Consider the following 15005-nt stretch of genomic DNA (forward strand, 5'->3'; position numbering starts at 1 on the left):
TCGGTTCATGCTTTCTTGACCAAATTCCTCAATTAAAATAACTTTACGTAAAGTTATTTACTGTCTATTATTTGCAAACAAACAATGGAAGAAACGCATGATCGCGAGATAATCGGCGGGCATCTGCTGGTGATCGGCGGCGCAGAAGATAAATACAACGAAAGGCGTATCGTACTCCTCTAGATCCGATCATGGTTTCCAGTCCTTCTGGCATGGTACGAATATCCTGTTCTAGAGCGGCAAGGACAATCGCTTGGGCAATCTCAGCTTCGGTGCGATCGAGTCCCATCAAGATGTTTTCTCTCAAGGAATCACTGAAGAGTTTGGGGACCTGAGGTGTGTAAGCACTGCGGGGCGGCAGGAAGAAATTTGCCGGATCGCCAATTCGCTGCCCGTTCCAATAGATTTCTCCGGCTTGCATGGGCAACAAACCCAACAGCACTCGCAGCAGTGTAGTCTTGCCAGAACCAACAGGGCCTGTAACCACTGTCAAACTACCTCGTGGAATGGTTAGATGAATGCCGCTGATACCACCTTCTGTATCTGGATAGCGATAAGTCAGATTAGAAACCGTCAGTGTTTGCAGGCAATCGTCAGTCCAACTCAAAGTACCATTTTTATGATTCCATCCGGGTTGCTCTACTGGCGGTAACCGAGGCTTGTGTCCTAGGAGATTAGGAAGATAAAGAGAAGTGTGAGCAACAAGGGGGGCAATCGCAGGTGGGTGAGAAGACGATCGGTCCTCAAGTTGGGTTGGCTCCTGTAATAATCTTGCCATGCGCTCAAATGACACTTCCGTTTGTTTTAGCATCGCCAGGAACTCACCTAAGTCGCTCAGAAAGTAGGTGAGAAAGGGAAGATAGTAGACAAATAGGGCAAAGTCACCTACGGTGAGCGGCTCTGCCTCTGCTTGGATTGATACAGCAGCCAGGAGCAGAATTAACCCTGTACCAAAACCCACTAGATTTTCAAACGTTGCATTCAAGATTGCAGTCAGAAGTTGATCATTAACCATGAGTTGCCGACGCCGATCGCCAATCTGATTAAAATAATCAAGCATCGTTTGTTCAGCTCCAGCAACCTTAATGGACTGCACCGCGCTGAACATTTCACCGATGAGACCCGTGACTTGTTCCGTGGCACGACGACTTGCTTGTCGATACCGTTTGATTCGCGCTCGTACTCGTCGAATAATCACCAAAATAACCACAAGAGGAATAAAAACAAGTACGGTAATTCTGGCGTTAACATTCCAGAGAATCACAAGGGTACCGAGCGCCAATAGTCCTGCTCCTATATTCTCCGAAATGGAAGCAATCGTGTCTTGAATGCGATCGGCATCATCACGAAAGTAACTAATGACTTCTCCTGGAGAAACTATGTTTTGCGAATTCCCATGCACAGTTAAAATATGGCATTAGAGCGATTGAGTAAAGACTCTAGAAGATTGCGCTGAAGCAGTGAACTCATGGTGAAACGATGTTGGGTTTTAGTCCAACGACCCGCGAAGATAACAATAATTTGTGCAGCATCGACAACAAGTAGTAGAACAATAATGGCCCATAACGAAAAATCAAGACGAGCATTACCTGCCAGTGTGTTGAAAAATTCTCGAATGATTAATCCAGGTACACCTGGTAAACTCATGATCAAGATCCAGAAGCAGCTATCAAAGAAGTAAAGCTTTGGGGTGTAGCAGATGAGCTGCCACAGAAGTTCCCAGAGTGATGGTTGAGCATGGGTCATTGGTTCATTGAACGCTAGATGGACAGTTTGAGACTAAAGGGGGAATGGCTACTTGGTTACACTAATTCTCAGCAATTGAGCAAAACGAGAGTTAGGGTTACTGGTGAGTGTTTGACGATCACCATATTCCACCATTTGACCATTTTCTAGAATCAAGATTTGATCGGCTCTGTTTAAGGCTTTCAGCCGGTGTGCAATGATTATTCCAGTGCGTTCTTCCAAGAGTTTGTCGATCGCGTGTTCAAGTAACGTTTCAGTGGTTGGATCAAGACGGGATGTGGCTTCATCGAGAATCACAAGTCCGGGATTTTTCAGGAACACTCGCGCAAAGGCAAGGAGTTGAGCTTGACCGGTAGAGAGACGCTCATGCGGAGAATGCTGGCTTCGGCTTGCTGTAAGCCTTCTAGCTCTTGGCGGATGCGTTCGATCGGTTGGTTGAGCAGGTTGGTGTAGTGAAAGATCAGGTAGGCAGTGCCAATGGTGATGGCGTTTTGGTTCCAGAGGTAAGCGACGGTGGCAAGGGCGATCGCATTGCCGATGCTAAATAGCCCGACTGATGCTGCCTAGAGAATGGTGCTGGCAAAGCGGGCTTGATGATATATGGGAAGCCAGCGTTGCAGAATTTGGTAGAAGCGACGCATGACATAGCTAACGGCACCATTGGCGCGAATATCCTCTGTAGCTGCGAGTCGCTCTCCTAGAAAGCCAAAGAACTCAGCGCTGGTTTGACGATAGGCAGCGTAGGGTGAAACGGCGTAGGAGTTGAGTCGCACCAGGATGACGAGGGCAATCAAGGCAAACAGCGTTAAGCCGAGTCCGGCTCGCCAGTCTTCGTAGAATAAAACAATCAAAATGCCGACTAGTAATAGCAGGTTTCCCAACAGGTAAATAGTGAATTGGGAGAAGAAGCGAGACAGGGTGGTGACATCGCCATCCACTCGTTCGATTAGCTCGCCAGGAGTATGAGCTTTATGGAACGATAAATCGAGGTAGAGGCAATGGGTGATTAAGTCCGATCGCAGGGCATTGGTGGCAGTCCAGGCGACGTTTTCGCTGAGGTAGGTCACAATCACGGCAAGGATTTGGGTGAGGAATGCCACTGCTATAAAAACCAGAGCGGCAATCAATAGAGCGGGCGAGGCACGTTGAGCAGAAGTGGTTTGGGCAACGGCGGTTTCAATGAAGTAACCCAAAATTTGCGGATTGAGGAGTTGTAAGCCAATGCTGCTGAGTAAGGTAATAGCACGCCACGCCACACGACCTTTTTGGGATTTGAGGTAATGCGCTAGCAGATCGCCATACTGTTTGACAGGAATATTCATGGCTGAGAGAGCATTTGCCAAATTGGAACAGGGCTACGTTTGCAGGATTTTCAAGCGAATCGAGTTTGTTTTAAGATTTCAGTTCTTCTAATTGCAGGATATAGAATAAAAGCCTGTAGCTCTTTGAATCACTCAACGCTTATGGCACCTCAGGTCTTAGCGCACCCATCGGCAGAACAGCGTGTAGTCTTAGATGGCGTAAGTTGGCAGCAGTATGAGATTTTGCTGGCAACCTTGGGCAATGACTTTCCAAATCTGCGCCTGAGTTATTTGGAAGGAGTCTTGGAAATTATGGCAACATCTCCAGAACATGAGGAGATTAAAAAGATGATTGGTATGCTCATGGAGGCATACTTCCAAGAAACTCGTACTCGATTTCATGCGATTGGTTCCGCAACGTCTCGTAAGGCGGCTAAGCAACGCGGACTGGAACCGGATGAATGTTATTGTCTGGAGCATAAAAAGGAGTTTCCTGATATTGCGATCGAAGTTGTTCTGAGTAGCGAAACGGTTGACAAGCTGGAGATTTACCGGGGCTTGCAGGTTGTTGAAGTATGGTTCTGGGAGAATGAAGCCTTTCAGATTTATCATTTACAGGCTGACCATTACGAACCAGTTGTAAGCAGTGAGTTGTTGTCCAATCTAGATATTGAGTTGCTTGCCAGCTATGTCAGACCTGAGCAGCAGTTTGATGCAGTCATGGAGTTCGTAATCTGATTCGTCAACAGCAGGAAAGTAAGTAAGCTGAATACGGGGCAGGAAGGGCAATGGTTTAACCTCGCTGCGCCTGATTAAGCTAATCTGAAGAAGTAGCTATGACATACCTATCAGTCCTCCTATGACACAAATACAGGTGATAAACAATGTCTCAATCGCGTTCAATTCTGCAAGCAGATCAGTCCTATACCTTTCGCTCTTACTTTGAGATGCCTTATGAGGCAGATGAAATCCTGGCAGAGTTTGGCTACCGATTAGAGCGATCGCGCTTGCTATTGCCCAAAACTGCGCGACCATTTGAGCGGCTGGCTGATTTACAACGACAAATTGAGGAGTCGCTTCTGTTAGTGAGTTTGAGTAGTGAAACCGCTCGACGAGAAACATTGGTTGCTCCTGTACTACTAGAGGTTGCCCGATATTGTCGGTGCCAGTTGCGGATTGAGTATCCCCTCGTTGTGAACAACTGGCTGAAAGGGAATCTGGACTATCTGTTATGGCTAGAGAATATTTTGCTGGTGGTTGAAGCCAAGAATGATGACCTCACCAGAGGATTTACCCAGCTTGCGGTTGAGATGATTGCTTTAGCAGAGGCAAAGAATCAGGATCATCTGTATGGTGCAGTAACAATCGGTGATGCTTGGCGATTTGGCATTTTGGACAGAACACAAAAAAGAATTACTCAAGATATTGCACTCTATCGAGTTCCAGATGATTTAGATACATTAGTGCGATCGCTAATTGGCATCATTGAGAATGTGAGTAGCTTGCTTGAAAAGCTCGGCTGAAAGTTCGCGGTGGTATTCGAACCTTTCCAGCAATTTCGGTGGAAGTGCGGCGTCCAGCGGAGAAGCTGCTCCTGCAGTACGAAAGATGATCCGCGAACCGGGTTCTGCTTTTTCGGCGATGGCGTTCCAGAGTTCAGTTATCTGAGCAGCGTTCATCCAGTCCTGTGCGTCAAGGAATACGAATTTGTTGAACGTGCCCGCAGGATTCCTGCATATCTCGTCAGTTGCAGACGTGACCTTTGTTGTCAGGTTTTGTGCATTTGTCCGAAGCGTTTCGAAATTCTCCTCTTTCAAGTATTCGGGTATTGCTTTCCGCTGTTTTGTATCATACTTTCGGGCGAAGGCCTGCCACGCAAAATAGTTCTCATCTATAGGAAAGTCACACGCAAGCCTTTCCGTGCGTTCGCGATAGATGTCAATAACCGTGCGGCCATCGGCCAGATCTTTCTTCAGTTCATCATATTGCTGCGGTGGGATTCCCAGGCCGAAAAGTGTTACGGGCAGTTTGCCAAGGAACTTTATCAGGAATGCATCAAAAAAAGGTTCGATGTACTTTTTGTAAAGCTCACGCTGTTCTTGAAGTGAGGACGCATTTAGAACTGCTTCCGGCCGACATCCAAAGGCACGGGCAAGACGATGAAAGAAGCGGAGAAAGTATCCGTTCCGCGAGTGTTCATACAGACCTGCACCGGTAAAAAAACTGATCCGGTCGCCATAAATCAGTCCGCCGCCGAAAGTATTCGATTCCCAAAACTCTCGCGTCTCGCGATCAAGGTGCGGAGCAATATAACGCAAATAATCTGTGCCGGTGTTCGCGCCTTTTCCTTTCCCAAAAAAATCGAAAAACTGCTTATAAGTGGGCAAATATTTCGCGGCGGCAAGTTTTAGGTTGAGAAGATAAATGTGATTCTTGTTCAGATCGACCGCGGTAACAGATCCGGGCGATCGGATCAGGTAATTCATCGCATTGCATCCGCCGGAAGAGATCGTAAGTATTCGCGATGCGTCATCGATCGTCAATGCCTCAATATCAACGCGTGGATCTTCCCATATCTGGTTGTAAACGAATGCATCGAACCAAACTGCAAAGAGCTTCTGAAGGATCCCGCGGCTCGAGACCGCCTTTTCATTTTGGACCGCTTTTAGGACAAGTTGTTCTGCCATCACATCGATTGTTTCGCGGAACTAAGACGGTTTCAACAAAACGGCCTTTGCCATTAACAGAGAGTTAAGCTTTATTCGTTGGTCATTACTTCGACCGGATCGATCGCGGAGGCCTTCCAAGCCGGGTAAAGTGCGCCGATCAGACTGCCGATAATGGCGATGGTAACCGCAGTGATGATCCAGCCCAAGCTGAATTCGAAGTGGAGCTCGAAGACGCGCCAAATGAGCTCCGAGGCGAGATACGCCGTGGCCACACCCAATATCACTCCCAAAGTTCCGATAAGAAATGCTTCGCCTTCGATCGCCCGGATTATAAAGGATTTGGATGCACCGAGCGATTTCAGGATGCCGATCTCTTTCCTTCGTTCCGTTACCGTCGTGTACATAGACAGGAGGACGAAAATGGTGCTGACAAATGCTCCAAGGCCCACAAGCACTCGTAAAAAAGTATTTAGCGCCGGAACTCGCTGTTGGGCATCGATAACGAGGTCTCGCGTTAGATTGACCTTGTTTCCCGGCAGGGCCTCATTAATGCGTGCGGCAACGGCTTCTGCGTCCTCATCATTCGCGATCTTTACTAGGATATAAGTACATCGGTCCGGTGCCTCAAGAGCTGATTGCAAAGCTGCCAAGGACATTTTGATCCGTGAACCCGATGGCGGAGAAAAAACGCCGACGATGGTATATTGACGGCCGCCGAAGAGGGTTATGGTATCTCCGAGCTTTGCATTGTCCTCGCGCATTTGGCGTTCGTCAAAAATGACCTCGCTCTCTGCCGAATGGCGGCGACCCTCGACGATCTTCATCTCATTCATCGCGGCGAACGGCTCCCAATCTACACCATCTATTTGCTGAAGCCCCCATCGGCCTCGTGTATCAGGCGTAACATATCTGCCTACAGGAACTGCCATTGCCACGCCCGGGATCTCCAAGAGCCGGGGAACATATCCGGTACTAACACTCATGTTAGAGCTATCCAGTCCCATAGCTCCTGAGCGCGTAAAGACGATCTCCGCCTTCCAGTTCGCGGCACGACGGGCCATATCATTCGTCATTCCTCTTGCAAGGCCAGTGAACAAGACTACAAGCACGACACCAAGTGCCACGCCGATAACGCTGATCAATGTCCGAAAAGGGCGAACTCGTAGATTTGCGACAATAAGATCAACCATCGATCAGTTGCGAATAATCAAAATCGCGTGCGGCCGCAGTATCGGTGAATAATTCGCGACGCTGTAGAAAATCTTCGTATATTTCATCATACGTCGCAAACAGTCTGTCTGTTGAATGCTCGCGTGTGTTTGCACGTGCGGTTGCAACCGCGGCTTCGGTGCGTCGTCTTCGTTCGACCTCATTCGACGCGGCTCCTTTGACGGCATCGGCGAAAGCTTTGGGGTTCGGGTCAACAAGCCAGCAATTCTCATCAGTAGCATAAGATAGAATGCCACCTGACCGTGGGGCGACGGTTGCAACGCCAGAGGCCATTGCTTCCAATGGGGCGATCCCAAAAGGTTCTTTCGGATTAGGATGGACAAAAACATCTGCATTCGCGTAAAGATCAGCAAGTCTTTCTTTGTCCAGATGGCCAAGCAGGACTATCTTGTACTTAGCGATTCTCTCTGCTTCTTGCTTGAGCCATTCGGCCTGCGGGCCATCACCTGCAATAAGTAGTCGAAAATCAAGGTCCGGGTCATCCGCAAGGATCTTCATCATTTCCGCGAGAAGTCCGATGTTCTTTTCCGGCGAGATCCGTCCGGCGTAAAGCAGCAATGTTGCATCCCTATTCGCGTCTGCTAATTCGATCATTTGAGCTCTAACATTATCTGATCTCCGATCGGGTGTGAATAGCTTTGCGTCAACCCCTCGCGGGCATACGCGTATGCGTTCACTAAGAGGGACACGCGGAGCCTTCAGCATCCGCCAGGTGCGGTTCAGCTTACTGCTATTCTTTTTGAGATATGGCTTGACCGAATCCAGGAACTCTTCGGCTGTGTAGGCAGAGTTAGCGATATGAAAATCAAAGCTCGGGAGCGTGTATTTGGCCATCACGCTGCGTGAAAGCCATTTCCCGAGACGCCCGCTAGAGAGGAACGAAGCAACATTGTCGTCCATCCGTTCGCACGAGAAGTGTATGAGCATCGGCCGCCCGAGACGTTTGAAATTGTTGGTGCGGATCATAGGGCCGAGTATGCTAAGCGTATATTTATCTGTAACTTCAATAACATCCGGCATCTCTTCAAGTAGAATTTTGCGGATCGGTGAATCCGTTACCATATATTGCCAGGGCATCATCACGCGATAACGCTTGTCGAAGATCGGCGAATGCCTCGCCGGTACGAAATACATTTTGGCAAATTCATTTACGTCTTCTACGCCTTCAACTTCGCCTGGGACGATAAGCCGAACATGTCTGCGGTGCCGTTCGGCGGCTGCCATCAGATTACGAAATGATGTGCTGATGCCGCCCGAGGTTTTGTGGTAGTAATTGGTTATATGGAGCGTTTTGAATTTTCTGGTCACGTCGGATCTATCTGCTGCGGCTGTGCTGGCTTTCGTAAACGATCGATGAAACAACGATGAGTATCACTAGAAGTATCATTCCGTCCACGCCCCAAAATTTAATGAGCGGTATTTCCTGCCCGTTGTTATATGTCCACGATGGCTTATTCGTTAATGCCCAAACGATTATTTGTGCGAAGATGCCAAATCCAAAGATCGCGATCAAGGCGCCAAGATGAGCACCACGTCGAAACATTGCAGAGATCTCATTTGGGATAAATGCGATAAAGTGGAATATGACCACCGGCAGGCGCGAGATGTCGCTGATCAATGATTTGCTTTCTGATTCTCCAACGATCATCACGCCGCGCCGCATCGCAAATAAGGTGAATAAGGCTGAAATTATTGATACAGAGATAGACCTTAGTATTGCCTCATCGGTTCGAGCCAGTGTGGATGTCAAATAGCCAAAGCCCAGTTGAAGAAGAAATTCGAATAAGTGGCTAATTAAAGGTACCAAGGCAAGCACCGTGAAGAGTGCCTTCCAAGCGGGTTCGACACGACGGAAAGATTGAATGAGGGCACCGCTCACACCTGCAAAAAAGAACCGAAATACAAATTGGACTGCCGCTGCCCCTATCGCCAACCGGAGAGTTTCTTTACCGATAAGATATGTTGCAAGAAAGATCGGAGATTGGAGTAAATATATGGAAGCAAATTCATTCTTGAATGACGCTATTTACCTGGCTGAGAATCCGGATGTAGCAAAAGCAGTCGCTGAAGGACAGTATGCCTCAGGGAGAGAAGAATATGAAGCAATCGGACAATATCAAGAACGCAATGGTGTCGTTTTTAGCGGTACAGAAGGCAACGATCGCATTCAGTCCTCTGGACAAAAATCGTCTGTGGTGGGTGTGAAGATTAAGACGGCAAAATCGACAGGCAGACTAATCACTATCGAAGCCGAAACCCTTGGCGTAGGCGAGTTGGATACGCTTCAAGGTTCACCCGGACGCAATATCTTTTACCTCGGGGACAATGCTACCGAAACGCCGCAGGATTTTTATCTAGGCAACGGCGATCAGGATTACGCGCTGATCCATTTCTTTGATCCAACCAGTGAAGATGCGATTTATCTAGCAGGCAGCCCTGAAGATTATCAGTTTGAAACCGTAGACAGCAATGTCCGGATCTCGAAAAACGGCGATCTGATTGCCATTGTAGAAGGCATTTCCAAACTCATCCCCGATGGGCTGTTCACAAACAAGGGAATTTTACTGTTTTCGCCCCAGAATGCCTACTATGCTCGCCGCAGTCAACCCTACTTCAACGAACCTGCGTATCTAGTTGCTAACCCCGATGTGAAAGAGTTGCTGGATGCTGGTGAGTATAGCTCTGGTTGGGATCACTTTATTCAAAAAGGTATCGATGAGGGGCGGCAAACTTTTTTCAATGGTGTAGTCGGTAATGATAGTTTTTTCTATCCATTGGGCAATGCAATTGTAACAGGAATGCCCATCACTGAATATGATCCAGCTACTGGTGCAATCAAAACAGCGACTACGGGAAGCGGCGACTATGACCATTACCACGGTGCCTTTGGTGTGAATCGTTTTCTGGTCGGAAACGCCGGAGTCGATTTCTATGTAGGGCAAGGCGAGCAAGATCATGCGCTGATTGGTGATTTTGATCCCAAACAAGACGAGCTGATTGTGGCTCAGGCAATTCAAAACTACAAATTTGAAATTTATGAGGAGGAGTTTGGAGGCGAAATTTATCCGCTGTTTCAGCTCTCGACCCAAGCTGGCGATGTGATTGCCCGCCTCGAAGATCCAGAGCTAGAATTGGTGCAGTTGCCCAGCGCCATTCCCGGCACCTATGCGCTTGTTTCTCCTGAAAATGAACGAATCCAGCAACTGCAAGCCTCTTTCTATGAACCCTATTACCTAGCTGCGAATCCAGATGTGGCGGCAGCAGTACAACAAGGAGAATACAAAACAGGCTTTGAGCAATACCTCAAGGTAGGACAGTTTGGTGAATCTGACCGAGAAATTGCTGGACTGTTCGCAGGTACCGATGGTAACGATACGGTAACTGGCTTCGGTAGCGAGTTTTTGCTGTTTGGAGTTGCGTTGACAGAAGTAGATGCCGAACAAGAAGCCTACAAAACCGGCAGTACCGGCAAAGGTGAAGTCGATATGCTGATTGGTGCACCCGGATCCACCATATTTAGCATTGGTAATGATCAGCTACTCAGCCCTGAGGCTGAACCCGGAGCCTTTTATGTCGGCAATGGTGACGCAGACTATGCGCTAATTCGTGGCTTTGATCCGCTAGAAGATGAGCTGTTTACCGGCGGCACGGCAGAAGATTATGTTTTCCGATCGGTAGATAATAATTTGAATATTTCCACCAGCAACGGTGATTTAGTAGCGGTAATTGAAGGCGGCGGTTCTCTAACGCTGAAGTCGTTTACAATTCCCGAGCGCCCCAACGGGTTAGTGTTGGTTGATGCCACCAATCCAATTTTGCAGCAGTTGGGTGGGTAGATAAACGCTATAAAAGAAGGCATTTGCCTCTACCACTGCGGATGGTAGATGATTGGATGTTCTACTATTGCCTAGATGCTCTTCTATCATCCGTAATGGTGCCAATGTTATTGAGCGAGAGAATCAATCAAGAACAAGTCGTTGCAACAGCCCAAACCTTGTGAGAGTTGAGCTACCGCTACCCGGCCAAGGATCTCGCTAAAATTGTGATCAATCTAAAATTGTGATCAATCGACTGGTTGAGCTTCCAAGTGGGCAGAGGTGGGCAAGGGGGTTTAGGTAAGGATTTCCATAATGGGCAAAATTTCCGCATCATTGGTTCCTTCATTTGCATAGGAATTTCAATTCACGCTAAAGGCTACAATCAAGCTGTCATACTGGATAGATCCAAGGAAAACCGATGGTTAAAGCTCCAGAATCCAGGCTCCTGATTCCACCGTTAGAAAATGGCGATCGCCTCTCGCGGTTTGAGTTTGAGCGGCGCTATGAAGCTATGCCGCATTTGAAAAAAGCTGAACTGGTTGAGGGAGTGGTTTATATGGCATCGCCGCTGAGAATCAAAAGTCATGGGGAACCGCATGGTTTTTTAGCCACTTGGCTGGGCACTTACCAAGCGTTCACCCCAAGGGTCGTGGTGGGCATTGAACCCACGGTGCGGCTAGATCTGGAAAATGAACCTCAACCCGATGCCGTGTTGCTGGTGCCAGGGAGACAGGCAACGATTGGCGCAGATGACTACATTGAAGGAGCACCGGAACTGGTAGTGGAAGTAGCGGCGAGTAGTGCGGCGATTGATTTACACGATAAAAAACGCGCTTATCGTCGCAATCAGGTGCAAGAATACCTGGTTTGGCGAACATTGGATTGCCAGTTAGATTGGTTTATGCTAAAAGCGGATGATTATGTGGCTCAACAGTCTGATGAACAAGGCATTGTTCGGAGTCAGATATTTCCAGGTTTATGGTTAGCCGTGTCTGCCTTGTTAGCGGGAGAGATGGCAACGGTGTTATCGGTGTTGCAACAGGGCTTAAATTCTCCGGAGCATCAAGCGTTTGTGCAGCAGTTGAGCCAGGAGCAAGAGTAAGAACACAGGAAGTTAATCCTACCCCCCAGCATATTGAAAATCGCAGCCGATGCATCTAAGCGTTACGACAACTGCTGCACTGTTCCTATCGCTGCACTGTCCCTATCAAGGCATTACCCCGGTTTTGCTGAAGCAGTTGACTTTTATAGTCGTCCTAGTCAACGAAAACCTTTCCCAGAGCCATACTGCACCGTTCTAAATTCCACCTGGTTGGCATAGGGATGATAGAGCGTATAGGTTGCCTGTCCAGGCACTCGTCCGACATTGCCCACCCCAATCACCTGCCGCGGTTTAACGAGTGTCGCTTGCGGTGGGGCTGTGTGATCTAAGGTTGTGACGCTGGATGTAACGCTACCCTGCTGGATCTCATACTGGAATGTCAATCCCGAACGACCGCAGAACAAATAATTGGCATCCATCCGCATCAGCCGATCCAGCATTTGAATCGGTGGTGTATTGGGAGTCAATTCGTCGCTGACGCTAACTGTGCTGCCGTGAATTAGTAAGCAGTCGAGTTCAAAGAAACCGAAATCAAGCGATTGAATCCAGTTCACTGTAGAGCGAGGAATAGCGTCCCATAATGCTTTGACCTGCTCTGCACCATAGTGCTCGATTAATTCAGTGGGTTCTCCGGTGCGCCCTAATCCATGCAGAATCAGCAACTGCTCTTCCCACCAGCCTCGGCAGACTTGCGGTTCGGGTTCATGGTCACGAGGCGATCTGATCCGCTGAATTACGTTTGCACTAGCAGGTGTCGCAGCAATTATATCACCCAAAATATACAGTTCTTCGACAGGTTGTCGCTGCCGTTTGATATCTGCTAACACAGCTTCATAGGCGGCCAAATTACCTTCAATCCCGCTCAAAATTGCCCAAATGGTCATTATTTCTGTACTAAGTAGGTGAGCATAATTGAACCTAAAACCCAAAACCCTGCGCCGCCCGCTGCGCGGGGTTTTGAATCTGGTTTTTAATTATGCCGAGGTACTTACAAACTTTGTAGTTTTGAATCACTGCCATTACTCTGCAAACGCCAACCAACCGCTAAACATAAATGCTGTGTAGAATCGAACTGCGTTCTTAAACCCAGTTTGCTGAATTAATTCAAGCGTTCGCGATTCTGGAATACAGGGAAGATGCTGTTGCATTCTATTGACGAATTCTGTTAAGCGCTGTGGCTCCATTCCCGCTAACCTCGCTCGTGTCTGCCAGCCTTCAACCAGTAATTTGAACGCATCAGATTGCTTATCCCCTTGTAGGTCAACCAATAGAAACGGGCTGTCTGGTTTGAGTCGAGCGGCGATTGCCTGCAAGTAATTGAGCTTGGAGCCATCATCTGGTAAAAAGTGCATGACTAACAGGCTGGTTGCGGCATCAAACCGTTGCAGTGGCAGCTCATCCACCACACCTTTGTGCAGGGTTACTCGTTCACCCTCAGGTGATCAAGCGTAAATCTCACCGAGATATTGTCAGTGCCCTAATGGATGGCCGCAACGGAGTTTCTTATGGATTTTTGGCCTATGCCGAACCACCTCAATATGTGGGCGCGGTTGAAATCAGCCGCCACGAGTGGGAGCAATTGCAGCCAGTGGCAGGCTTCAGCAGTGGTGATATGCGGCAGAACGAGGCAGGCAGACGCTACATTCGACTGCAAATCGGCGATCGTGAAAGCTTTAAGCAGGTACCGGACATTTGGATCGTTAGCTCCCGCTCTGGTTCTAACAAGACCAATCTGAATCTGAGTACTGACATTCTCCGGATTGGGCTACAGGGCGGCATGGTGCTGCAAACTCCAGAAGGCGTCGATCTCAAAACTGTGGATATCCGTCCTTCCTATGACCTGTATGTGATGCTAGCGATTTCGTTGGCCGCCGCTTTCTACGCGCCTAAATTGATCGAACAAGGTGCACCCATCGTTCACTTCCACGGCTATCCAGCAGCAAGCTGGTTTCGAGAGCAGGAATTTTGTGTCGGGGTTAACAACCCTTCGGTCCCCTGCGGTACATACGAATCTGGAGTATTCAACTTCTTAGGCATTTATCGCTTAGTGAATCAGCAGGGTGAGAACATTCGTCTAGCCGGTTTGATTGAACCCGATCACGGCACTAATATCATTGCCAGTGATTTGTCTTACTTAGTCGAACGGTTAAAATCTGGCTGCGAAACCGACGAAATTGAACTAGGAGGCCGGCATTTTGCTTCGCTTCATTGATCTGCCAAGTCGGTTAACGCTTCTTAAAAATACAATTTTGATCCTTTGATATTAGTTACTTACTGCTTCAATACTGAGTATTCAACCGAGTACCAACCATTCTATCGATTGCTTTAATTGACAGAGGTAAACATGCAAACTCAAAATCGACCCACTCAAGATCCATCAATTACGGGTAGTCTTCCCACCTGGGGATTATGGGAGCGCTTGGTTCCCGAACAACTTGCCGATGATCCCACTAGTCAAGCGATGTTGAATATTCATTTGCGTCGCTACGAAACCGCAGCCCGCTATGTCAAAGATAAGCGCGTACTGGATATTGCCTGTGGTACCGGCTATGGCAGCAAAATGCTGAAACAATCGGGCGCAGCCGAAGTAATTGGTGTAGACATTGCTGCCGATACAGTCGAATATGCTAAACATCATTACGCCACTCCAGGCGTGGAATTTATTTGTGCTGATGCCGAACAGTTTGAAGCGGAACCATTTGATGTGATCATTTCGTTTGAGACGATCGAGCATGTGCCTCACCCAGATCGGTTCTTGGCGCGAATTCACAGTCTGCTCAAGCCCGATGGCTATTTTCTGCTCTCGGTGCCACTCGGCGAAACTCGTCATATCGATCCCTATCATCTTCATGCCTTTAGTCAAGATGATATGTTCAACCTATTTGAACAGGCCAATTTCGCGATTTTTGCCTATCGTTTGGATGATTGGTCATTCAATCTCAAAGATGTAGCGGCTTGGAAAAAGCTATATCCAGAATCGCAGGCTTCGTTGGGCGATCTGTTCTTCACGAAGCGCGGACGGCAGTTGCTCTGGGACTTCATTAAACATGGCGGCATCACCATGCCTCAACTATTAGTGGCAGCTCAACCGAAGCATGCTTTTGCCACACCTCCAGTTGTACAACATCTAGAGTAATTT

General features: G+C 48.1%; 17 protein-coding genes. 7 read left to right on the top strand and 10 right to left on the bottom strand.

Features of this window, described 5'->3' with window-relative positions; translation table 11 throughout:
• Positions 1-67: 67 nt before the first annotated feature.
• Genes JVX88_RS11430 through JVX88_RS43000 form a run of 3 tightly spaced genes read right to left on the bottom strand, consistent with a single transcriptional unit; the run spans position 68 to position 2067 of the window.
• Positions 68-1402, bottom strand: a complete 1335-nt coding sequence (locus JVX88_RS11430) for an ABC transporter transmembrane domain-containing protein (RefSeq protein WP_211627424.1) — start codon at positions 1400-1402, stop codon at positions 68-70.
• Positions 1403-1404: 2 nt separating this feature from the next.
• A complete protein-coding gene (locus JVX88_RS11435; protein WP_211627425.1) occupies positions 1405-1746 on the bottom strand; it encodes a hypothetical protein in 342 nt (113 codons plus the stop codon).
• 48 nt (positions 1747-1794) lie between these two features.
• Positions 1795-2067: a hypothetical protein gene (locus tag JVX88_RS43000; RefSeq protein ID WP_263975496.1), complete on the bottom strand. Its 273-nt coding sequence runs from the start codon at positions 2065-2067 to the stop codon at positions 1795-1797.
• An 89-nt stretch (positions 2068-2156) separates the two neighbouring features.
• On the opposite strand from JVX88_RS43000, the gene JVX88_RS43005 reads away from it, so the two are divergent.
• The gene (locus JVX88_RS43005; protein WP_263975497.1) at positions 2157-2294 is read left to right on the top strand and encodes a hypothetical protein; all 138 of its coding nucleotides are present in this window, start codon (positions 2157-2159) and stop codon (positions 2292-2294) included.
• A gap of 15 nt (positions 2295-2309) precedes the next feature.
• Here JVX88_RS43005 and JVX88_RS43010 read toward each other — a convergent pair whose 3' ends face one another.
• Complete coding sequence (locus tag JVX88_RS43010; protein ID WP_263975498.1) at positions 2310-3068, bottom strand: ABC transporter transmembrane domain-containing protein; 759 nt, start codon at positions 3066-3068, stop codon at positions 2310-2312.
• 39 nt (positions 3069-3107) lie between these two features.
• On the opposite strand from JVX88_RS43010, the gene JVX88_RS11445 reads away from it, so the two are divergent.
• Both JVX88_RS11445 and JVX88_RS11450 read left to right on the top strand, forming a co-directional pair.
• Positions 3108-3785, top strand: coding sequence for a Uma2 family endonuclease (locus JVX88_RS11445; protein WP_263975499.1), 678 nt, complete (start codon positions 3108-3110; stop codon positions 3783-3785).
• 146 nt (positions 3786-3931) lie between these two features.
• Positions 3932-4570, top strand: coding sequence for a hypothetical protein (locus JVX88_RS11450; protein ID WP_211627426.1), 639 nt, complete (start codon positions 3932-3934; stop codon positions 4568-4570).
• Here the strand turns inward: JVX88_RS11450 and JVX88_RS11455 are convergent.
• From JVX88_RS11455 to JVX88_RS11470, 4 genes are all read right to left on the bottom strand, one after another.
• The gene (locus JVX88_RS11455; protein ID WP_211627427.1) at positions 4520-5734 is read right to left on the bottom strand and encodes a DUF3419 family protein; all 1215 of its coding nucleotides are present in this window, start codon (positions 5732-5734) and stop codon (positions 4520-4522) included. The two genes, JVX88_RS11450 and JVX88_RS11455, sit on opposite strands and share 51 nt — an antisense overlap.
• 71 nt (positions 5735-5805) lie before the next feature.
• Positions 5806-6906 carry an ABC transporter permease gene (locus JVX88_RS11460; RefSeq protein WP_211627428.1) on the bottom strand — a complete coding sequence of 367 codons (1101 nt, stop codon included), beginning with the start codon at positions 6904-6906 and terminating at the stop codon, positions 5806-5808.
• On the bottom strand, positions 6899-8254 hold the full coding sequence (locus JVX88_RS11465) for a glycosyltransferase (RefSeq protein WP_211627429.1): 1356 nt from the start codon (positions 8252-8254) through the stop codon (positions 6899-6901). Before JVX88_RS11465 ends, JVX88_RS11460 begins: the two co-directional genes overlap by 8 nt.
• Before the next feature lie 7 nt (positions 8255-8261).
• Positions 8262-8825: a hypothetical protein gene (locus JVX88_RS11470; protein WP_211627430.1), complete on the bottom strand. Its 564-nt coding sequence runs from the start codon at positions 8823-8825 to the stop codon at positions 8262-8264.
• A gap of 115 nt (positions 8826-8940) precedes the next feature.
• On the opposite strand from JVX88_RS11470, the gene JVX88_RS11475 reads away from it, so the two are divergent.
• A complete protein-coding gene (locus JVX88_RS11475; RefSeq protein WP_211627431.1) occupies positions 8941-10782 on the top strand; it encodes a hypothetical protein in 1842 nt (613 codons plus the stop codon).
• Between the two features lie 400 nt (positions 10783-11182).
• Complete coding sequence (locus JVX88_RS11480) at positions 11183-11866, top strand: Uma2 family endonuclease (protein ID WP_211627432.1); 684 nt, start codon at positions 11183-11185, stop codon at positions 11864-11866.
• 158 nt (positions 11867-12024) lie between these two features.
• Here the strand turns inward: JVX88_RS11480 and JVX88_RS11485 are convergent, their stop codons facing one another.
• Together JVX88_RS11485 and JVX88_RS11490 are read right to left on the bottom strand one after the other, a co-directional pair.
• Entirely contained in the window at positions 12025-12750 is a 726-nt protein-coding gene (locus JVX88_RS11485) for a metallophosphoesterase family protein (RefSeq protein WP_211627433.1), read from the bottom strand.
• A 135-nt stretch (positions 12751-12885) separates the two neighbouring features.
• Positions 12886-13269 carry a class I SAM-dependent methyltransferase gene (locus JVX88_RS11490; RefSeq protein WP_211627434.1) on the bottom strand — a complete coding sequence of 128 codons (384 nt, stop codon included), beginning with the start codon at positions 13267-13269 and terminating at the stop codon, positions 12886-12888.
• Between the two features lie 35 nt (positions 13270-13304).
• Between JVX88_RS11490 and JVX88_RS11495 the strand changes: the two genes are divergently transcribed.
• Both JVX88_RS11495 and JVX88_RS11500 read left to right on the top strand, forming a co-directional pair.
• Positions 13305-14078, top strand: a complete 774-nt coding sequence (locus tag JVX88_RS11495) for a hypothetical protein (RefSeq protein ID WP_211627435.1) — start codon at positions 13305-13307, stop codon at positions 14076-14078.
• 132 nt (positions 14079-14210) lie between these two features.
• On the top strand, positions 14211-15002 hold the full coding sequence (locus JVX88_RS11500) for a class I SAM-dependent methyltransferase (RefSeq protein ID WP_211627436.1): 792 nt from the start codon (positions 14211-14213) through the stop codon (positions 15000-15002).
• Positions 15003-15005: the final 3 nt, after the last annotated feature.

Source organism: Leptolyngbya sp. 7M (genome assembly GCF_018128485.1).